Source organism: Microbulbifer mixtoriginis (SeqCode), assembly GCF_052466765.1.
Map to the genome: position 1 here is coordinate 1,636,760 of NZ_CP174289.1, position 20,902 is coordinate 1,657,661.

Here is a 20,902-nt window from a genome sequence, read left to right on the forward strand (position 1 = left end):
TGTTATGGCATGCATTCCACCTGAAAAGCTCAGCTAGACTTTCACAGGCTTGGCACGCTGTGTGCAGAACACTCCATATGCAAAAGCTATCGGTTTGAATACTGGAAGCATCCAATCCGAATAGCCACTGCGCAATTACTTACCCGTCGAGCGTTAAACCCAAAGTAAGTTAGGAAGGTCAGCGTGAAATATTACTCCCGTCACTGCGTCAAACCCTGCGACCTGAATCCCGCACAGCGCCTGTTTGGCGGTCAGCTGCTCGCCTGGATTGATGAAGAAGCCGCCATTTTTGCTGGCTGTCAAATGGGCACGCCCATGCTGGTCACCAAGCTGATGTCAGAAATTGACTTTGTTAGTTCAGCCTGCTGCGGCGATGTCGTGGAATTCGGCTTTGAAGTGGTTGGTATTGGTCAGACCTCCCTGACCGTTCACTGCGAAGTGCGCAACAAGCAGACCCAACAACTGATTGTGCAGGTGGAACAGATTGTTTTCGTGGCACTGGATGCCAACGGCAAACCCACTCCCCACGCCAAGGCCGGGATGACCCTTGAGCAGGCGCGTATCGCTACGCGGCGTGAACGGGAGCTTCGCGAGCGTCGATTGGCCGGTTAAAGCTCTCTTTAGTCCCCAGAAAGCTATTCCTGTGGATGACGGTATAATGACTATTTTGTCACTGCCGTTATCCACCATGTTGCAACTACGCTTTAAAACTCCGAGGGCCTGGGCAGAGGTAGTGCTCAAAGATTTCAATCGTTTTCTACAGGATCACGCCGCCGCCGAAAAGAAGGCCTCTGGCATGGCCGTCTCCATGTTCTCCCACTATCCGGACAAACCTCTGTTGGTGGAAGCCATGGTGAACCTGGCATTAGAGGAAATGAACCATTTTCGTCAGGTCATCAAAATCATGCACGAGCGAGGTATCTACCAAGCAGCGGACGAGAAAGATCCCTATATCCACGCCCTGCGCCAGTTAATCCGCCGCGGCCCTGATGAATACTTGATGGATCGCTTGCTCACCGCAGCCATTATTGAGGCGCGTGGTTGCGAGCGCTTTGGCCTGGTGGCCGAAGTACTACCAGAGGGGACGTTGAAAACTTTTTATCGGGTAATCACCGAGAGCGAAGCCCGCCACCATGAACTCTTTTTAGAGTTGGCACTGGAATACTTTCCTAGCCATACAGTAGAAGACCGCCTTTGCCATCTACTGGGTAAGGAAGCGCGAATTACTGAGGCACTGCCCTACCGTGCAGCTTTGCACTAGCCAGGGATGGAGGCAGTAATTCGATACAACCCACGGAGATAAGCAATCGTGTATGCTGGCGCGGATATACCTTGTCTGTAATGGGGCTTCTGCAGTTATGTCCACCCTTCGCCAACACTGGTACCGCTTGGTACTACTGAGCGTTTTCGCCTTTACTTGGGGTTGGTCCGCCTGGCAGCCCCTACATCCGGATGACTGGTTGCTGGAAAACTACCTGGTCTTTGCAGCCCTTCCCGTTATTTTACTCAGCGCCCGGGTATTTCCTCTATCCAGGGTTTCCTACACGCTAATCACCCTGTTTATGTGCCTGCATGTAATCGGCTCCCACTACACCTACGCGGAGGTACCATTCGGTTTCTCCATGGGAGAGTGGCTCGGCAGCGAGCGCAATATGTACGACCGGTTGGTGCATTTTAGTTTTGGCTTATTACTGGCCTACCCGGTACGAGAGATATTGATCCGCCTCGCCGGTTTGCGCGGTTTCTGGGCTTACTTCTTTCCGGTAGATGTCACCTTCGCCCTGTCCTCCATTTATGAAATTATCGAGTGGCAAGCGGCGCGCACAGTTTCCCCGGAATTGGGCATCGCCTTTCTCGGTTCACAGGGGGATATTTGGGATGCGCAGAAAGATATGTTGCTGGCGGGCCTAGGCGCCATAGTCGCTATGTTGATTGTCCTAGCCCTAAACCTGTGGCTGAACTCCAATACTTGGAAAGAAATACGCAATAGTATGCGGGTTCCTGAAGGGGACCGGGCCAGAGGAGAAGCCAAGCTCCTGCAATGGTGGCGCAACCGGCACAGCCACTAATCCTTCAGCCTGTCCCTGCGTAAGTCAGTGGCAGGCGGGTAGTCTGTTTCATGGTCTCCATCACAAAACTGGAACTGACATCGAATAGGTCAGCTTTGATCAGCGCCTTATAAAGGCGGTCGTAACCGGGCATATCGGTAACCACCGCCTTGATCAGGTAATCAAGGTCCCCACTCATACGGTGCACCTCCAATATCTCGGCGATGCCTTGCACCAACTCACCGAACTGAGCAGCCCAATGATCATTGTGCTGATTGGTTCGAATGGAAATATATACGGTCAGTGGCAGATTGAGTTTCTGCTGGTTCAGCAGTGTCACCCGTTCGGCAATCACGCCCTCCTCCTCCAGCTTGTTAATACGCCGCCAACAGGCGGATTTTGATAGCCCCACCTGCTCGGCAATATCCCCCACAGAGAGTGTCGCATCCCCCTGCAATAATTCGAGAATTTGTTTGTCCTGCCGGTTAAGTGCCGCTGCCATACCTGTCCCCACTCTGGCCATCAAATGGCCCATCGTCTCACTTAACCATTAGAATTCAACACAAAGAATCTAAAAGCTTCAAGTTACGGCACAACGTTTCGGTGATGAGCTGAAAAACCACATAAATAGGCACATTGTTTCACTCCCAAAGCCCTAGAGTGCCCCTATAAAACAGGGAAGAGAATCATGACCACTCTTATCAAGCACATCCGTGAATCTGTTATCGGCGATCGCACACCGATTCCTACTCCTTTTGGACCGAGGCCATTGGTTTATGCCGATTACACCGCTTCCGGTCGTTCATTGACGTTTATCGAAGATGCCATCCGTCAGCAGGTACTGCCCTACTACGCCAATACCCATAGCGAGAGTTCCTTTACCGGTGCCCAGATTAGTGCGCTGCGCGAGGAAGCACGGGAAGAAATTCGCCGTGCGGTCAATGCAAGCCCCGAACACAAAATAATTTTTTGTGGCTCTGGCGCCACCGCTGCGATCAACAAGCTGATTGATATCCTTAACTTGCGTTTGCCGGCTGACCTGGATAAGCGACACCAGCTACTGGAGCAAATCCCTCCGCAACAGCGGCCGGTGGTTTTTATCGGACCCTACGAGCACCATTCCAATGAATTGCCCTGGCGGGAAAGCATCGCCGAACTGGTTTCTATTCCCCTGAATCGCCAAGGCGGGCTGGATCTAAACGGCCTGGAATCCATGTTGCACACTTACGCCGAGCGACCCGTGAAGATTGGCAGTTTTTCCGCTGCCTCCAATGTAACCGGCATTAAAACCGACGTAGCGGCCGTCACCCAACTGCTACACCGCTACGGCGCTCTGTCCTTCTGGGACTATGCGGCTGCCGCGCCCTATGTGGGGATCGACATGTGTGCAGTTGGGGATAATGGTGAGGATGCGAGTAAAGATGCAGCCTTTATTTCCCCACACAAATTCGTCGGCGGGCCGGGTAGCCCCGGTATTCTGGTGGTACACGAGCGGCTGTTAAAAAACTCTGTACCGGCGACTCCCGGCGGAGGCACAGTACTCTATGTCACCCCGAAAGATCACCGCTACCTGGAGGACCCGGAGCGCTGTGAGGAGGGCGGCACACCCGCCATTGTTGAGTCTATTCGCGCCGGTATGGTCTTCAAACTGCAGGGGATGGTGGGCACAGAGGAAATTGCCAGACGTGAAGAGCAGTTTATCAACCGAGCGCTGCAGCGCTGGTCCCGTGAAGAAAATATCGAAATTCTCGGTAACCTGCAGGCACCTCGCCTTTCCATCGCTTCACTGCGTATTCTCTGGCAGGGCAAGGACTTGCACTACGGTTTTGTTGTGGCACTGCTCAATGATCTGTTTGGTATCCAGGCCCGCGGTGGCTGCTCCTGTGCCGGCCCCTATGGGCACGCACTGCTCGGCATCGATATGGAGCACAGCCGCGCTCTGGAAGAACAGATTCTAAAGGGGCAAAAACTACTACGGCCCGGCTGGGTGCGCCTGAATTTCAATTATTTTATCGACGAAGACACCTTTGAATACTTGCTAGAGGCAGTTGCCCTGGTCGCACAGCACGGCTGGAGGCTGCTGCCCTATTACGCCTTCGACACGGCTCAAGGAGTCTGGCGCTTCCAGCAAGAAAAACTCGGCCCAGTTGTCAGCTTGGCAGAGATGGATTTTTTCGCAGGGGCAATAAACGAAGAAGAGGAGCCTCAACCGCTACGACCCCTGAGCGACTACCTTGCTATCGCGGAGGAGGAGCTATGCCGAGCTCGGCCGGAGGCGCATTACTGCGAATTAACACTGCCTGCAGATGCCGAAGCACTGCGCTGGTTCACCAGCCCCAGAGAGGCAGCGTTGGCACTCTGAGGCCGCAACCCCTGAGCTTCAATGATCAACGCAACAGCAGCAGGGGTTGCCGGGTTTTTAGCAGCATCTTGGCGGTGATGCTCCCCATTAACAGGTCACGCAGGCGATTGTGGCTGAAGGCCCCCATCACTGTGAGGTCAATCTGCTGCTCTGACTGATAGGCAATCAAAGCTTCAACCGGATTGCCCTCCAGGTGGCTGGCTGTAACCGCCAGCCCCGCAGTATCCAGCTCAGCGCTGGCCTGCGCCAGCAGCTTCTCCGCTACATCCGCTGGTCCCACATTGACCAGATGGCAGGACATCTGCCGGAACAGAGGGCTCTCTGCCACCAGCGACAGGGCCTTGCGCGCGGCTTCGCTACCATCGTAAGCGAGCATAATGCGCTTAGGTGGCTGGAATTCCCGGTTAACCACCAGAATCGGCTTGTGCAGGGCACGCACCACCGTCTCCAATTGCGCACCCAGGCCCTGGTCAGAATCCGCGTGCTCTTCACCGCGAATACCGAGCACCAGCACACGAATCGAATCCTCAAGCTCCACCACGGACTCGGGCAAGCTGTCGTGGCGCTGGCAGCTCATTACCTGCTCCACTCCAGCAGCCTCAACGCGAGTACGCGCGGCCTGCAACATCAGTTTGCCCTGTTTTACCAGCAACTGCGCGCGCTGTTGCTCCAGCGCGGTCAGCTCTTCCAGTAACTCTTCCTGGCTGCCGAGGCCGATGCTACCAGTGAAGTCCGTTACCGCAGGGACCTCACTGCGTTCGATGTTATGCAACAGCTTTAACGGCGCACCCAGGCTATCGGCCAGCCAGGCCGAATAATCACAGACTGCGCCGGTGTAATGGGAGCCGTCGATACAGGAGAGTATCAACGGCGGTGTAGCACCATTACCAAAGGAGTTATTGTTATTGTCGCTGTTGCTTACGGCCATCAATGTCCTCCAAGAACCCGTTCAATTTCCTCGGGTTTATCATGTACGCCGAACCGGTCGACGATTGTCTCACTGGCTTGGTTAAGTCCCACCAGCTCTACCTGGGCGCCCTCGCGACGGAATTTCAGCACAACTTTGTCCAGGGCGTTCACCGCGGAGATATCCCAGAAGTGTGCGCGGCTGAGGTCGATCACTACCGTATCCACGACTTCTTTGAAGTTGAATGATGCGGTGAATTTATCGGCGGAATTAAAGAAAACCTGCCCAATCACTTTATAGGTACGACGACTCTGCGCCTCGTCCAGTTTACTGCTTACATACATAAAGTGGCTGACTTTGTTGGCAAAAAATAGCGCGGCCAGCAACACCCCAACAAACACACCATAAGCCAGGTTATGAGTCCACACTACCACAATCACAGTGGCCAGCATGACCAAATTGGTGGAGAGCGGATAGTGTTTCAGGTTGCGAATGGAGCTCCAATCAAAGGTGCCGATAGAGACCATGATCATGACCGCCACCAGGGCCGCCATAGGGATCACCGCCACCCAGTCACTGAGGAACACCACCAGGGTCAATAGGCCAATACCGGCTACCAGGGTCGAGAGTCTACCGCGACCGCCAGACTTCACGTTGATTACCGACTGGCCAATCATGGCGCAACCGGCCATACCACCGAGGGAGCCGGCAGCGATATTGGCAATCCCCTGCCCCTTACACTCGCGGTTTTTATCGCTGTTGGTATCGGTCAGGTCGTCGACAATGGTTGCCGTCATCAGAGACTCCAGCAGACCGACCACAGCCAGGCCAGCGGAATAAGGGAAGATAATCTGCAGGGTTTCAAAATTCAGCGGTACTTCGGGCCAGAGGAAGATCGGCAGAGTATCCGGCAGTTCACCCATATCGCCGACGGTACGGATATCCAGCCCCATGAATACGGCCACTGCGGTGAGCAGTAGGATACACACCAGCGGTGAGGGCACCGCTTTACCAATCACCGGAATATAGGGAAAAAGATAAATAATCCCCAGGCCCGCTGCGGTCATGGCGTAGACCTCCCAGGTGCCACCGATCAACTCGGGCATCTGCGCCATAAATATCAGAATGGCCAGGGCGTTCACAAACCCGGTCACCACCGCCCGGGACACAAAGCTCATCAGGCTGCCCAGCTTGAGGTAACCGGCAATAATCTGCAGTACCCCGGTGAGCAGCGTCGCCGCCAGCAGATACTGCAAGCCGTGCTCCTTCACCAGCGTCACCATCAGCAATGCCATGGCACCCGTGGCCGCGGAAATCATACCCGGCCGGCCGCCCACAAAGGCGATCACCACGGCAATACAGAAGGAGGCGTAGAGTCCAACCCTGGGGTCCACCCCCGCAATAATAGAGAAGGCGATCGCCTCTGGAATAAGAGCCAGGGCCACTACCAGGCCTGCGAGAACGTCGCGACGTATATTGCCGAACCAGTCGGCTTTGGTCGATGAGAGCAGCGATGGAAGGAACATAAACGCAATAAATTTGAATTGATCAAAAAAAGGCCGCGCACTCTACCACATGCACAGTCCCCCCGCATAAATCCCCACTACAGACCAAAGATTCAGCGGATAGACCTTCGCCTTCAGTCTCCCCAGCCCTAGCTTTATTCATCTTCCCCGCCCCCTTAGCACTAGCGGACAAAGCGGACAGCGGACACTTTTTGCGGACACCCCCGAAAAAGCCCTGTACTACCAATAACTCAAAAAATCCTTATTTTTCAATGGGTTAACAATTATTTCGAAGTTGGCACAGCCCTTGCTGAATACCCGGCAAAACCAGTTTTTTTGATTTGCATCCGAATAGAAAATTTTTTGCATCCAAGTTGGAAAAGCAAAAGCCCCAATTAGAGAGTAATGGAAAGCGAGATGATCAGAGACACTTCCAGGCAAGATACAAAAATCGAAGCCGTGCCGCTGTGGAAGAATCCAAAAGTAATCAAGAGTACCCTCGGCCTCGGCCTGGCCACCGCTTTCCTCACCTGGGGTATCAGCGCCTGGCATAGCACCAGCTCCGTAGATAACACCCTATCTCTATCAAGGATCAATATCGCCCAAGTGGAGCGCGGTGATCTAGTCCGCGACCTGGTGGTTCAAGGCAAAGTCGTTGCCGCCAACAGCCCCACCCTGTTCAGCCCCGCTCAAGGTATCGTGAAGTTTTCCGTGAAAGCCGGAGATAGCGTAAAGGCCGGTCAGATCCTCGCCAGCGTCGACAGCCCAGAGCTGTCCAACCAACTGGCCCAGGAAAAAGCGCAACTGAACCAGCTCGGTGTGCAGCTGCAACGGCAGAAAATCCAGGCCAAGCGCCAACAGATGGAGAACGAGCAAAAAGCCGACCTGGCCAAAGTCGATCTCACTGCAGCTAAGAGGGAGTTAAAGCGCTCCGAACTCTCGATGGAGAAACAGATTATCTCCCTGCTCGACTTTGAGCGCAGCAAGGATGAAATGGCCCGCGCCCAGCTGGAATACCAACAGGCCGTACAAAATGCAGAGCTGGAGAAAGAGTCCCTCACCTTTGAAACCCAGACTCTGGAGTTGCAGCTATCACAACAACAACTGCAAGTGGAGGAGTTGGAGCGCCGTGTGCGCGAGCTGCAGATTCTCTCTCCAGTGAATGGCACTGTCGGCAGTCTCGCCGTCACCCAACGCAGTGCAGTGCCCGCTAATTCACCGCTGATCACTGTAGTGGATCTCACCAGTTTCGAATTGGAAGCCGCCGTGCCAGAAAACTACGCCGACGACCTGGGTCTGAATATGGCCGTGGCCATCAACCTTGGAGGGCGGGAACTGCCCGGCGAAATCACCGCGATATCCCCTGAAGTCATCGACAGCCAAGTCATCGCCCGGGTGCGCTTTAGCGAGGGGCAGCCCCAAAACCTGCGCCAGAACCTGCGCCTCACCGCTCGCGTACTGCTGGAGAACCGCAATGATGTGTTGCTGGTAAAACGTGGAGGCTTTCTGGATCAGAGCGGCGGCCGCTTTGCATTCCGTCTCAACGATCAACAACAGGCAGAGCGCGTTGCCATTCAAGTCGGCGCGCTGGGATTGAAGCAAGTGGAAATTGTTTCCGGCCTGCAAGAGGGCGATCAAATCATTATTTCCGCCTCCGAAGGATTGGATACGGCGCAGCTGATTGCCCTGAAAGAATAGGTCAAACAAGACATTCGGCACGCGCAAGCTACACCCACTCAGCTTCCGCGATTCATTAAAGATTTAAAAAATTCAGTGATAAACAAGGAATATCGCCATGCTTAAAATGCATAACGTCCGCAAGAGTTTCCGTACAGACACCATAGAAACCCACGCCCTGCGTGACTTCAGCCTGGAAGTAAAGGAAGGGGAATTTGTCTCTGTCACCGGTCCAAGCGGCTCCGGTAAAACCACCTTTCTCAATATCGCAGGGCTACTAGAAACCCCAACCGGTGGCCAATATTTGCTGGACGGTGAAGATGTCAGCAACCTGAATGACCGCCAACGCTCCCTCCTGCGCAACGAGAAAATCGGTTTTATTTTTCAGGGATTCAACCTGATTCCAGATCTCAACCTATTCGACAATATCGATGTGCCTCTGCGCTATCGCGGCTTTAATGCTAAAGAGCGCCGTAAACGCATCGAAAAAGTTCTGGAACAAGTAGGTCTATCTGCCCGAGCCAAGCACCTTCCAGCACAGCTGTCCGGTGGTCAGCAGCAGCGTATCGCCATCGCCCGTGCCCTGGCCGGCGAACCGCGCTTCCTGCTCGCGGACGAGCCCACCGGAAATCTCGACTCCCTGATGGCGCGCCAGGTTATGGAGCTTCTGGAGTTTATCAATGAATGGGGCACTACTATCGTGATGGTCACCCACGACCCCGAGCTGGCCCGCCGCGCGCATCGCAATATTCAGATTGTGGATGGGCAAGTATGTGATCTGCGCCCGGTCACCGAGCAACCTGAAGCCGCTACTGCTTAAGGAGCCTGCAGTAATGATTGGATACTATATTTCCCTGGCTCTGCGCAGCCTGCGCAGTACACCGATATTAAGTGCACTGATGGTCGCGGCCATCGCGGTGGGTGTTGGTGCCTCCATGACAGTGCTTACTTTGAACTACACGATGTCAAAAAATGCTCTCAAGCATAAAGATGACGTACTTTTCGCAGTACAGCTCGATGGCTGGGATGTTAATGAAGCCGCAAATACCACCAATGAAATTCCCTGGCAGCTAACCTATAGAGATACTCAGGCCCTGCTACGTTCCGATATCCCCACTCACCAGGTGGCCATGCACCGCTATGGTTTCACCGTGGAGCTGGAAGATTCAGCGATCCGACCTTATACCGCCGATATCCGCGTAACCACTCGCGATTTCTTCGCCCTGTTCGATGTTCCTTTTATCTATGGAGGAACCTGGGAACAAGCAGCTGATAACTCCCCCTCGCAAGTGGTAATAATCTCCAAGGCCACTAATGAAAAATTATTCTCGGGAAAAAACAGCGTTGGCGAAACCGTTATATTAAATAGCCAGCCTTTTACAGTCATTGGCGTTATTGATACCTGGGAACCCTCACCTAAAGTTTACGATGTAAACAACAGTTCCTTTGCAAAAGTTGAATCCCTTTTCGTGCCTTTTGGCCTCCACCGCAAGCTGGAAATTTACAGCTGGGGGAACACTAATGGCTGGGGTAATAGTGGGGAAGGAGAGGGAGAAGGCTACGAGGGTTTCCTACAAAGTGAGAGCGTCTGGATTCAATTTTGGGTTGAACTCCGCGATAGCGAACAGAAAGCTGAGTACGAAAACTTCCTAACCGCGTATATTCAAGGACAAAAGGACCAAGGGCGCTTCGAGCGACCATTAAAGTTTGCCCTGAGTAAACCTTCCGAGTGGCTAGTTCTTAACGAAGTTCTCAGCGATGACAATCGTATATTGGGCTGGGTATCTCTGGCTTTTCTGTTGGTTTGCGTTATCAACGCGGTAGCTCTGCTACTAGCCAAGTTTCTGCGCAAAGCGCCCGAAGCGGGTGTGCGCCGGGCGCTTGGTGCCAGCCGTAATGCCATCTTCACACAACACCTCATTGAAAGCTCTACCATCGGTATTCTCGGTGGGATAGTTGGTATTTTACTTGCTTTTATGGGCATCAGTGGAATCCGTTATTTGGCCATGGGACAACTGGATACAGTGGCCAAGATGGATTGGATAATGGTAATAGCCGCCATCGGGCTTGCCCTGATCGCAAGCCTGCTGGCAGGACTTTACCCAGCTTGGCGTATCAGTCGCACTAATCCATCCATTTACCTGAAAACCCAGTAAAGGACGAGTCATGCTTGAATTAAAACCCATGTTATCCGCCCTCTGGCGTAACAAAGTTCCTGCCATGCTGATTGCTCTGCAGCTTGCATTGACACTGGCAATCATCAGCAACACGGCTGTTATCGTAAAAGACCGCATTGCAAAAATAGAAAGACCTACTGGTATAGCCGTAGAGGAAATCATAGCCATCAACGTAATGGCGATCCCTAATAACTACGATATGATTGGAGCTGTATCTTCTGATTTAGAGTTACTGCGAAAACTGCCTTTCGTCCAAGATGCAACGGTTACCAATCAAGTACCTTTATCCCGGTCAGGTTCCGCGGGCACTTTTTACAATCAACCTAATCAGGAAATCGGTGGAGAGGTCTCTAACCGTTACAATACAGACCCAAACTTTATCAATACTCTGGGCCTAAAATTAGTGGCGGGGCGAAACTTTACCAGTGCTGAAATGCAATATTTTGATCCCAGTGAAAATCGGGATATAAATGTCGCAGTTATTACCCAGCAATTCGCGGATAAAATTTACCCAGACCAAGATCCTATTGGAAAACCCCTCTATGATGGCAACACTTCCCATCCAATAGAAATTATTGGTATTGTCGAACGGCATCTGGGCGCTTGGGTGGATTGGCCAAAAGCAGGCAATGTGGCCTTTTTCCCCATTGTCAGAAATACTCAGGACGTCAATTATTTAGTACGTGCCGAGCCGGGAAAGCGCGATGAAGTATTGAAGACCTTAGTAGAGAAACTGTCAGAAAGGGATCCTCAAAGAGTTATAAGAACCAGAGTTCTCTCAGAATATGTCGCTCGCAGTTATGCAGGCGATAACTTAATGGTAAAAGTGTTATCTATTGTTGCAGCCACCCTCAGCTTTATCGTAGCACTGGGAATTGTCGGCCTGACAATCTTCTGGATTAATCAACGGGCCAAACAAATTGGCGTAAGGCGTGCACTAGGTGCAACCCGCAGTAATATCAGCCGTTATTTTCTGATTGAAAACAGCCTGATTGCCGCTACTGGTATTGCCCTGGGCAGTGCCGCAGCCTTAATCGCCAACCAATATATGGTGCGCGATTACTCCCAGCCGGTATTAACCCTGCTGCCACTCACTATCTGCGCTCTATTGGTACTGGTTGTCAGTCTTGCTGCAGCTCTAGCACCAGCACTGCGCGCTGCCAATATTTCCCCGGCGACTGCAACACGAAGTGTATAAAGATTGGACTTGGTGGTCAGCCTCTTAATAGCCTGACCACTATTCTTGAGAAAACATAGAAGGATTTTTTATGCGCAATTATTTTGGAGCTGTAGGTTTTACAGCTATATCGCTTTTCATGTCCACAGCACTTGCCGAGCAGCACCCAGTCGTTGCCGGCCCTCAAGCCACGAAGGAATTAGAACAAGAAATCACAGCTGTGGATTCACAACTGTTTGATGCAGTTTTCAACAGCTGTGACATCGACAAACTGAGCCAGCTTATAACCGAAGACTTGGAAATGTACCACGATAAATGGGGAAAAACGGCAAGCTCCGCACAAGAGTTTCTCGATGGTATTAGCGGTATGTGTGAACGACAAAAATCCGGCAGCGATATCAAGGCACGCCGCGAGTTAATTGCTAAAAGCGTAAAGATATTCCCAATCAACAACTACGGCGCGGTCCAAACCGGAACGCATAATTTTTATGGTATTCACGCCAACAACAAAGAAGTACTGCGTGAAAGTGGACAATTTACCCATCTCTGGCAAAAGGTAGATGGGCAATGGAAGCTCGCCAGGGTGCTGAGCTTTGATCACCAACCTGCCAACAATAGTCAATAACTCCTAATACTTTGGTGAACGCCTTCCGCTGGGGCACATATTGCCCTAGCTGCAGTTCCCCCTTAATACCCACTCATTGCATAATGTTCAGCTTACAAGCTGGCTCTTGGCCCTATGGATAAAATACTCATTATCGACGATAACAGCGGTATCGTCTCAGCCCTAGAAATACTGTTGTCACTGCACGACCTACAGCCTCTCTGCGCCATTACCCCCCAGGCAGGTCTGCAGCTGTTGCGGGAAAACCGGGATATCAGCCTGGTGATCCAAGATATGAACTTCACCGCGGATACTACCTCTGGTGAGGAGGGGCGCGAATTGTTTTTTGCCATTCGCGAAATTAACCCAGATCTACCCATCATTCTTTTGACCGCCTGGACGCAATTGGAAATGGCCGTGGAGCTGGTCCGCGCCGGTGCTGCCGATTATCTGGGCAAACCCTGGGACGATAACAAGCTGATTTCCACCATCAATAATCTTCTTGAACTCGGTGAATTGCAAAAACGGCAACGAGCTTCCCAGCAAAAGGCCATCGATGCCCGCAGTGAATTACAGGATAAATTCGACTTGCGCGAGATCATCTACCGCAGCGATAAAATGCAACAACTGCTAGAGATGGCCACGCAGGTGGCCAAATCTGATGTACCAGTTCTAATTACAGGGCCCAATGGAGCCGGCAAGGAAAAAATTGCCGAAATTGTGCAGGCCAATTCCATGCTACGTGACCAACCTTTTGTAAAGATCAATGTGGGCGCCCTACCGGAAGAGCTGATGGAGGCAGAACTATTTGGTGCCGAGCCAGGCGCCTATACCGGCGCTGGTAATAAGGCCCGTGAAGGACGTTTCGAGGCCGCCGATGGCGGCACCCTCTTTCTCGATGAGATCGGCGAACTTTCTGCCAGTGGGCAGGTGAAGTTATTGCGCGTACTGCAAACCGGCGAGTTCCAGCGGCTCGGTAGCAGTCAAACCCGCAAGGTTAAGGTTCGGGTGATCAGTGCCACCAATAGCGATCTGCCCCAGGCCATCACTAATGGCAGCTTTCGCCAGGACCTGTTCTACCGCCTGAATGTGATTGAGTTGCGCCTGCCCCCTCTGTGTGAACGCCCCGAGGATATAGCCCCGTTGGCCATGAATTTTTTACAGGATAACGGCAGTTCAAAAAAACTCTCCCCCCAAGCGTTGACCGCCCTAACCCGCTATCAGTGGCCCGGCAATGTGCGTGAACTGCAAAACGTGATGCAACGCGCTTCGGTTCTCTGCCGTGGAGATACGATAGATGAAGCACTGCTTGCCCTGCCGAAACAGGCCTCAATAGACAGAGCCGAAGTACATTTCGAGCCCAGCCGCGAACTCCTACAGCAAACTCTGGCCAGCTGTAATGGCATTATCGCCCAAGCTGCCAGGGAACTGGGCATGAGCCGTCAGGCACTGTATCGCCGACTGGACAAACACGGTATTCCCTATTGATGTCGAAATATTTCTCTCTGGAAGGCCGTATCCTCGCCTTCTCCATATTGGCTCTAGCCATCGCCGCCGGCCTGCCGTGGTTATTAAGCCTTATTGGTTTGGACGCCCGTCTCTCCTGGACCCTGGGCCTTATCCTGGGAATTTGTACTCTTATCAGCCTGATACGTCTGGCACTAAAGCCCCTGACCTCCACCCTGAAATCCCTACAGGGTGGATTGCTCAACTTTCGCGATGGTGACTTTTCTATTTCACTGGTCTCTCCCCGGGATACTGAACTGAGCAAGATCACGAATTTATACAATGATATCGGCGAACACCTCAGACGCGAACGCGCCCATATTTATCAGCGGGAATTACTTCTGGATACAGTAATACAAAGCTCTACCCAGGCTTTGATCCTGGTGGACCAGAGTGATCATATTATTTATTCCAACAGTAGCGCTAAAAAGTTACTCAATGGCGGGAAACCTATTCAGGGTTTACTGTTGCAAAAGTTGCTGCCCAACAGCCCGAAAGAAATTACCAGCGCCATACAAAATTGGGATAACGGCCTGTTTAATTACACGGATAAATATGGCAGCCACTCCATGCATATTGGCAACAGCACATTTGTACTCAACGCCCACAAGCACCGCCTGATTGTTATGCGCGAGATGACAAAGGAGCTCACCAAGGCGGAAGTAGAGGTATGGAGAAAAGTGATTCGCCTGATTAGCCATGAATTAAATAATTCCCTCGCCCCCATCTCCTCCCTGGCCCACTCAGGAAAAATGCTGATCGCCAAACCGGATAAAGCCGCAGCGCTTGGAAAGGTGTTCGATATTATTGCCGAGCGCTGCAAACACCTGACTGAGTTCACCCAAGGCTATGCCAGCTTTGCCAAATTACCCCCACCAAGCTGTGAACTAGTCAGCTGGCAAGAACTTGTAGAACGCATAGCCCCCTTACAGGAATTTATTTTAAAAGGTGAACTACCAGAGCGACCAGGCTACTTTGATCCGGTACAAATTGAGCAAGCTCTACTAAATTTAATCAAAAATTCCCGTGAAGCAGGCTCCAGCAGTAATGATATCGAACTATCGATTCACACTGATGGTCTGGGTCAACAACTGGTTATTGCCGACCGTGGTTGCGGCATGAGTGAAAAAGTGTTGCAACAAGCGCTGCTGCCATTTTTCTCCACCAAAGAACAGGGAGTGGGCCTGGGCCTCGCCCTCTGTAGAGAAATTGTCGATGCACACGGAGGGCACATTCAGTTAATGAACCGAAACGGTGGCGGCTTGCAAATCTCACTATGGCTACCCAGGGAGCAAGAAACTTAATAGCAAAAATTTAAATTAAACAATTAAAATAGAAATTAAGCCTTCCAAGAAGGATTAAGATAAAAAAATAATTCCAGAGTGTGCACCCACTATCTCAGTGCAAAGCAACGTAAATAACCGAGTAAAAAAATACCAAGTCCATCACAAAAAAAGTGCTGTGGCTCTTCCCTCTTACTTCGTTGAACAACATGGGGCTACTGAATAGTTCAGCCGGCCCTTAAGGTTCGGGTAATGCACCGGCAAAGTGTCCTTAAAATTTATAAAAATCTCCCGAGCTCTTTGTTAAAACAAAAATGAAAGAAGGGATCAATGCTAAAAGTAAATAGTCTGCTGCCCGTCAGCGCGCTTGCTCTCAGCCTGATGGCTGCGAGCAGTTACGCTGCACCCTCACCTCAGCTACAAGGTGGCAATCAGTTCGACCTGGTAATCGCCAACGAAGCCAAGCTGATCGACATGCTCAAGCGCTCAGGCCGCATTAGTAAAAATGCATCCATTGGCGAAGCCGAGCGCACTCTACACCAGTTTCTGAAAGAACGTGCCAGTAAAAGCCAGAACCTGGCCCAGGATTTGTCCAGTGAAACGGTACAAATGATGAAGCATGCCCGTGGCGGCAAGCATCCCAGATTAGGGCGTGGTAAAGGCAAGGGGCGCTTCCATGGCATCGGCCATGCACCGGCACCCATTCAGCTCGAAAACTATGAAGGTGAAATGCGTACCGCGAAGGTTCTCGCAATCTTGATGGACTTCCCAGATTTCCCCCACAACAGCATTGAGCCAGGGGAAACGGATATGTACTACGAGGACTATGCCGCACAACACTATGCAGATCTGCTGTTCTCCCAACAGGGCTTTACTGGCCCCCAGGGTGAAAACCTACTGTCTATGCAACAGTTCTACTGGCAACAATCCGGCAATAGCTACTCCGTCGAAGGTGCAGTAGCAGGTTGGTACACTGCCAGTCAGCCAGCAGCTTTCTATGGTAACAATGAAAACGGCGATGCCCGTGCTTTGGTGCGTGAAGCACTGCAGGCTGCCGCAGCAGATCCCAGCGTTAACCTCGCTGACTTCGATATCGAAGACCGCTACGACCTGGATGGGGATGGCAACTATTGGGAAGCCGACGGCTTGGTGGACCACATTATGATCTTCCATTCCTCAGTGGGGGAAGAAGCTGGTGGCGGCCAGCTGGGAGAAGACGCGATCTGGGCGCACCGCTGGAATCTCGGCGATGTTTTCTCTATTGAGGGAACTACCGCGTCAGTGGATTACTGGGGCGGCACCATGGCGGCCTACGACTACACAGTACAGCCTGCCGACGCAGCAGCAGGTGTTGTCAGTCACGAGTACGGCCATGACCTGGGTCTACCCGACGAGTACGACACCGATGGTTCCGGCCGCGGTGAACCCGTCTCCTCCTGGTCAATCATGTCCAGCGGCAGCTGGGCCGGTGTTATCCCGGGCTCAGAACCCACGGGTTTCTCTGCTTGGGCAAAGGAGTATTTGCAAACCAACCACGGCGGCAATTGGCTGCACGGTGAGACCATCGCCCTGCAAGATATTCCCCGCCGCGGCATCCCGCTCCTGCTTGACGAGGCGGTACACAAGGGCACCAACAACGATGCGATCCGTATCGACCTTCCCAAAAAGGAAGTGGTCGTGACCGTACCAACCAGCGGTGAATACGCCTATTTCAGTGGCAGTGACAACAACCTGCAAAACTCCATGGTAATCCCTGTCGACCTGACCGATGCTCAGAGCGCAAGCCTGACCTTCAAGGCCTGGTATGACATTGAGCAGGATTGGGATTACGGTGCGGTTATGGTTGACCTGGGTGAGGGCTTCGTCACTATTCCCGGTAACATTACCACCGAGACCAGCCCCAATGGGCAAAACCCGGGCTTCGGTATTACCGGCAGCTCCAGTGGTTGGGTCGATGCCGAATTTGACCTGAGTGCCTACGCTGGCCAACAGTTCAACCTGTCCATCGCCTATATTACCGATGCCTATGAAGCCAACCCCGGCCTGTTTGCCGATGACATCACCATCAATGTCGACGGCCAAGCCACCCTCTTCGATGATGCGGAGAGCGACGGCAACTTCAGCCTGACCGGTTTCAGCCGCCACCCCGGCTACAACCTCCACGACCACTACTACCTGTTGGAATGGCGTACCCACCGCGGTGTAGACCAAGGCCTGGCACACATAAATGTGGCCGGCCAAATGCTGACCTATAACGAGGGTCTCCTGATTTGGTATGCGGACACCAGCTATGAAAACAACTGGGTAGGTGTCCACCCCGGTAATGGCTTCCTCGGCGTAGTCGATGCAGATCAGCAGGTTCTGAAGTGGAGCGATGACTCCGTTGCATCTACTCGCTACCAGATCCACGATGCCACATTTGGTGTCGACTGGACCCAACGGCTGACACTGGACCTTCTGGAAGATTACGGCATCACCATGACCGATATCCACAACCGTCCCCAGCGGGTATTCAACGATCGCAGAAGCTTTAGCAGCGATGAGATCCCCGATGCCGGCCGCGCGATTACCCCTTACGGTTTGAAAGTTCGCGTAGTCACGCAGAGCAGAGACAAGTCGGTAGGTAAAATCCTTATCTCTCAGAAGTAATTCTGTTTTGAGATAAATCTGAAAGGCGGCCAGATGGCCGCCTTTTTTATAAGCGAATAAGATTTCTTCTTATTTCGTTTCCCTTCTGCAGCAATGCAAACCCTCCAGCAGAAATTCCAAACCGAGCTACTCTGAAATTCTGAAGACTAATGCAAAGCGTTTTGGAAATTTTGCCAATGGAAAAACATCAGAATATTTCCCGCAGAAGGTTCCTTAAGTTATCCGGCGGTGCCCTGGCGATTCTTCCGGTTAGCATAATCGCCACTGATCGGGCCAGCGCCCAAATCAAGGCGACCAAGGAATCGGTCAATTACCAGGACACACCGAAAGATGGTAAGAAGTGTGTGGACTGCCAGCTATTTACACCACCCAATGCCTGCATAGTGGTGGAGGGCGATATCAGCCCCGAGGGCTGGTGTAGCCTGTTTGTTCTCAAACAGGGCAATGCCACTTCAGACTAAGCCGGCACCCGCAGCTCACCGCGCAGCTTACTGACATCGGCGCGAGGCGGTAGGCCGAACATGCGGCTGTATTCACGGCTGAAATGGGAGGGACTTTCGTAGCCCACCCGATAACTGGCTGAAGCTGCTTCCAACCCCTCTGAGAGCATCAGACGGCGTGCCTCATGCAGACGCAGTTTCTTTTGGAACTGCAGTGGCGACATGCGGGTTATCTGCTTGAAGCTGTGATATAGGGAGGACTCGCTCATATTGGCCTGTTCAGCCAGATCACTGATACGCAGGGGCTCAGAGAAGCGGTCTTTGAGCACCTCTATCACCCGCGACACCCGGTTAGCCTGGCTGTCCGCCATGGCAAACTTGCGCATGCGCGCACCGATCTCCCCCATCAGAGCCCGATAGATAATCTCCCGCCTCGCCATGGGCGCCAGTATTTGCGCGTCTATAGGGTTTCCTGCCAAGTGCACTAAGCGGCTCACTGCATCGAGAATGCCCTGATCCATCTGTGTTACACAGAGGCCGCAGCTGACCTCCGGGCAGTCATAGCCCGCTTCAATGCCGGGAGCCTTATCTCCTAGCTCCAGGACCAGGTCTGCCACCTCTTTGGGGTCAATTATCAACTTTACCCCAAGAAAGGGGACATCCTTGGAAGCCCGCTCTACTCGCCCCAAAATCGGCAAATGTACAGACGTTGCGACATAACTAAGGGGCATATAGGAAATTTCCCTATCCCCCAACTCCAGGGTTTTGTTGCCCTGGATAATAAAGTTCAGTGAAGGCGTATAGACTGACGATGCACAGGCGAGTGGCTCATTGCAGCGAATCAAGGCCAAGCCATCCAGTTCAGTCTCCGTCAAGCCTTGCTCCGGTGCCTGGCGCATCAGGGTTTGGATCAGTTTTTGCCTGGTCGACTCCAATTCCGCCGGAATGACTTCTGCTACCGCTCTCTCTTCACTGCTCATAGTTTTTCCTCGCGCCCGCGTGCCCTGGGCGGCATCAAACAAGGTGGCTGACAGTATACGGAGTTTTAGGCAACTCTCGCAGGATTTTGCAGGATTGGGCAATTACTGTGCAGCAATAGATAACTTACCGTAATCTCCTAACGTTTAAAGCCGTGATAAATTCATTAATGAACCACAAACCTAGTTATATATACAGTACTAATTGATTGACTTAAAGGTCTTTCTCAGACTGTCACCTCACTGAGAAAAATAGAAATAGGCAATCAAGCCATAGTTACCGGATACCGCCCCCCTATTGCGCCCTATTAAAGTTGCCTCCCAACTGAGAGGAGTGCCAAACGGCCCCTCTCTTCCGAAGCAAAGGGAGTACACGCGTTATGGTGAAGAAACTTACCGCCACACTGTTCGGCCTCTCCGCACTAGTCCTGGCTGGCTGCGGCAGCGAAGAGCCCACTGGGCAGCAACCGCCCCCTCCGGCCGTAGAAGTTGCCCAGGTTAGCACCGAGGCAACCACTTTGTGGCGCAGTTTTACCGGCCGCGTTGTCGCTCCGGAGACCGTTGAACTACGCCCCCGTGTCAGCGGGTATATCGACCAGGTATCTTTCACTGAAGGCGCGCTGGTAGAGCGAGGTGATGTGTTATTCACCATCGATCAGCGCCCCTACAAAGCCAAACTGCGTGCCGCTGAAGCGGATTTACAGCGGGTACGCAGCGAACTGGCATTCAATACGAAGCAGGCCCGCCGCGCCCAGCAGCTGCTCGACAGTAAAGCCATCTCGCGAGAAGAATACGACCGCCGCATCGCCGCGCGGGATGCCAAGCACGCAGCCCTGAATGCCGCCGAAGCCGCTGTGGAAAACGCACGCCTCAACCTGCAATACACCGAGGTGACAGCCCCTATTAGTGGCCGTGTTAGCCGCGCCCAGATAACCCGCGGCAATCTAGCCAACGCGGATACAACCCTGCTGACCACCCTCGTGTCTGTAGATCCCATGTACGTGTATTTCGAAAGTGACGAGCAGACTTTTGCCGCCAGTCGCAACCTACTTAACAGCGATGCCAGGCCCCCAGTTCATATCGGCTTAGCAGGCGAACACGGCTACCCGCATAAAGGTCAGTTGGATTTTATCGACAACCGCCTCAACAGCCACACCGGCACTATCCAGTTCCGAGCTGTAGTCTCCAACCCCGAAGGCACATTTAAGCCAGGGCAGTTCGCCCGCGTGGAAATGCCTATCGAAGAAATGGCCCTGGCAGTACTGATCGATAGCAAGGCAGTACTCACCGACCAGGATCGCCGCTATGTCTATGTGGTCACGCAGGAAAACTTGACGGAACGTCGCCCGGTAGAATTGGGCCCGCGGCAGGGGGAGCGCACGGTAATCCGTAGCGGCCTTCAAACTGGCGAACGAATTGTAGTCAACGGCCTTCAGAAGATCTTCTTCCCCGGCATGCCGGTCGCACCCGAGATGATCGCCCAGCAGGGTCAAGGCAGTAGCGCTCAGGCCGCCGGACACTGAGCCTAGGTGCTTCCACCACTTTTGGACACCGAATTTTGGGCGCCGAGCGCCCAACGAATCCTATCAA

Annotated in this window: 18 protein-coding genes; 14 read left to right on the forward strand and 4 right to left on the reverse strand. The window is 52.7% G+C overall.

Features of this window, described 5'->3' with window-relative positions; translation table 11 throughout:
* Positions 1-183: 183 nt before the first annotated feature.
* The 3 genes from ACJJIV_RS07175 (at position 184) to ACJJIV_RS07185 (ending at position 2,069) form a co-directional block, all read left to right on the forward strand.
* Positions 184-612, forward strand: a complete 429-nt coding sequence (locus ACJJIV_RS07175; RefSeq protein WP_252084662.1) for an acyl-CoA thioesterase — start codon at positions 184-186, stop codon at positions 610-612.
* Between the two features lie 76 nt (positions 613-688).
* Positions 689-1,261, forward strand: a complete 573-nt coding sequence (locus ACJJIV_RS07180; protein WP_444891701.1) for a MiaE family protein — start codon at positions 689-691, stop codon at positions 1,259-1,261.
* Between the two features lie 97 nt (positions 1,262-1,358).
* A complete protein-coding gene (locus ACJJIV_RS07185) occupies positions 1,359-2,069 on the forward strand; it encodes a DUF2238 domain-containing protein (protein ID WP_444891270.1) in 711 nt (236 codons plus the stop codon).
* A 4-nt stretch (positions 2,070-2,073) separates the two neighbouring features.
* Here the strand turns inward: ACJJIV_RS07185 and ACJJIV_RS07190 are convergent, their stop codons facing one another.
* A complete protein-coding gene (locus ACJJIV_RS07190; protein WP_444891271.1) occupies positions 2,074-2,550 on the reverse strand; it encodes an Lrp/AsnC family transcriptional regulator in 477 nt (158 codons plus the stop codon).
* 186 nt (positions 2,551-2,736) lie between these two features.
* On the opposite strand from ACJJIV_RS07190, the gene ACJJIV_RS07195 reads away from it, so the two are divergent.
* Positions 2,737-4,410, forward strand: a complete 1,674-nt coding sequence (locus ACJJIV_RS07195; protein ID WP_444891272.1) for an aminotransferase class V-fold PLP-dependent enzyme — start codon at positions 2,737-2,739, stop codon at positions 4,408-4,410.
* A 25-nt stretch (positions 4,411-4,435) separates the two neighbouring features.
* On the opposite strand, the gene ACJJIV_RS07200 is transcribed toward ACJJIV_RS07195, so the two are convergent.
* Together ACJJIV_RS07200 and ACJJIV_RS07205 are read right to left on the reverse strand one after the other, a co-directional pair.
* Positions 4,436-5,338: a universal stress protein gene (locus ACJJIV_RS07200; protein ID WP_444891273.1), complete on the reverse strand. Its 903-nt coding sequence runs from the start codon at positions 5,336-5,338 to the stop codon at positions 4,436-4,438.
* Positions 5,338-6,843, reverse strand: coding sequence for a SulP family inorganic anion transporter (locus ACJJIV_RS07205; protein ID WP_444891274.1), 1,506 nt, complete (start codon positions 6,841-6,843; stop codon positions 5,338-5,340). The genes ACJJIV_RS07200 and ACJJIV_RS07205 overlap by 1 nt, the downstream gene beginning before the upstream one ends.
* Positions 6,844-7,239: 396 nt before the next feature.
* Between ACJJIV_RS07205 and ACJJIV_RS07210 the strand changes: the two genes are divergently transcribed.
* The 9 genes from ACJJIV_RS07210 (at position 7,240) to ACJJIV_RS07250 (ending at position 18,356) form a co-directional block, all read left to right on the forward strand.
* Positions 7,240-8,520: an efflux RND transporter periplasmic adaptor subunit gene (locus ACJJIV_RS07210; RefSeq protein WP_444891275.1), complete on the forward strand. Its 1,281-nt coding sequence runs from the start codon at positions 7,240-7,242 to the stop codon at positions 8,518-8,520.
* Positions 8,521-8,617: 97 nt separating this feature from the next.
* Entirely contained in the window at positions 8,618-9,319 is a 702-nt protein-coding gene (locus ACJJIV_RS07215) for an ABC transporter ATP-binding protein (protein ID WP_252084656.1), read from the forward strand.
* Between the two features lie 13 nt (positions 9,320-9,332).
* Positions 9,333-10,655, forward strand: a complete 1,323-nt coding sequence (locus ACJJIV_RS07220; RefSeq protein WP_252084655.1) for an ABC transporter permease — start codon at positions 9,333-9,335, stop codon at positions 10,653-10,655.
* A gap of 10 nt (positions 10,656-10,665) precedes the next feature.
* A complete protein-coding gene (locus tag ACJJIV_RS07225; protein ID WP_252084654.1) occupies positions 10,666-11,874 on the forward strand; it encodes an ABC transporter permease in 1,209 nt (402 codons plus the stop codon).
* A gap of 70 nt (positions 11,875-11,944) precedes the next feature.
* Positions 11,945-12,478, forward strand: coding sequence for a nuclear transport factor 2 family protein (locus ACJJIV_RS07230; protein WP_252084653.1), 534 nt, complete (start codon positions 11,945-11,947; stop codon positions 12,476-12,478).
* 114 nt (positions 12,479-12,592) lie between these two features.
* A complete protein-coding gene (locus tag ACJJIV_RS07235) occupies positions 12,593-13,945 on the forward strand; it encodes a sigma-54-dependent transcriptional regulator (protein ID WP_444891276.1) in 1,353 nt (450 codons plus the stop codon).
* Positions 13,945-15,267 (forward strand): sensor histidine kinase, encoded by a 1,323-nt coding sequence (locus tag ACJJIV_RS07240; RefSeq protein WP_444891277.1) that lies wholly within the window; start codon positions 13,945-13,947, stop codon positions 15,265-15,267. Before ACJJIV_RS07235 ends, ACJJIV_RS07240 begins: the two co-directional genes overlap by 1 nt.
* Before the next feature lie 309 nt (positions 15,268-15,576).
* Positions 15,577-17,895 (forward strand): immune inhibitor A domain-containing protein, encoded by a 2,319-nt coding sequence (locus tag ACJJIV_RS07245; protein ID WP_444891278.1) that lies wholly within the window; start codon positions 15,577-15,579, stop codon positions 17,893-17,895.
* Between the two features lie 176 nt (positions 17,896-18,071).
* On the forward strand, positions 18,072-18,356 hold the full coding sequence (locus tag ACJJIV_RS07250) for a hypothetical protein (RefSeq protein ID WP_444883830.1): 285 nt from the start codon (positions 18,072-18,074) through the stop codon (positions 18,354-18,356).
* Here ACJJIV_RS07250 and ACJJIV_RS07255 read toward each other — a convergent pair.
* A complete protein-coding gene (locus ACJJIV_RS07255) occupies positions 18,353-19,315 on the reverse strand; it encodes an AraC family transcriptional regulator (protein WP_252084648.1) in 963 nt (320 codons plus the stop codon). The two genes, ACJJIV_RS07250 and ACJJIV_RS07255, sit on opposite strands and share 4 nt — an antisense overlap.
* 377 nt (positions 19,316-19,692) lie before the next feature.
* Between ACJJIV_RS07255 and ACJJIV_RS07260 the strand changes: the two genes are divergently transcribed.
* On the forward strand, positions 19,693-20,835 hold the full coding sequence (locus ACJJIV_RS07260) for an efflux RND transporter periplasmic adaptor subunit (protein ID WP_444891279.1): 1,143 nt from the start codon (positions 19,693-19,695) through the stop codon (positions 20,833-20,835).
* Positions 20,836-20,902 lie beyond the last annotated feature (67 nt).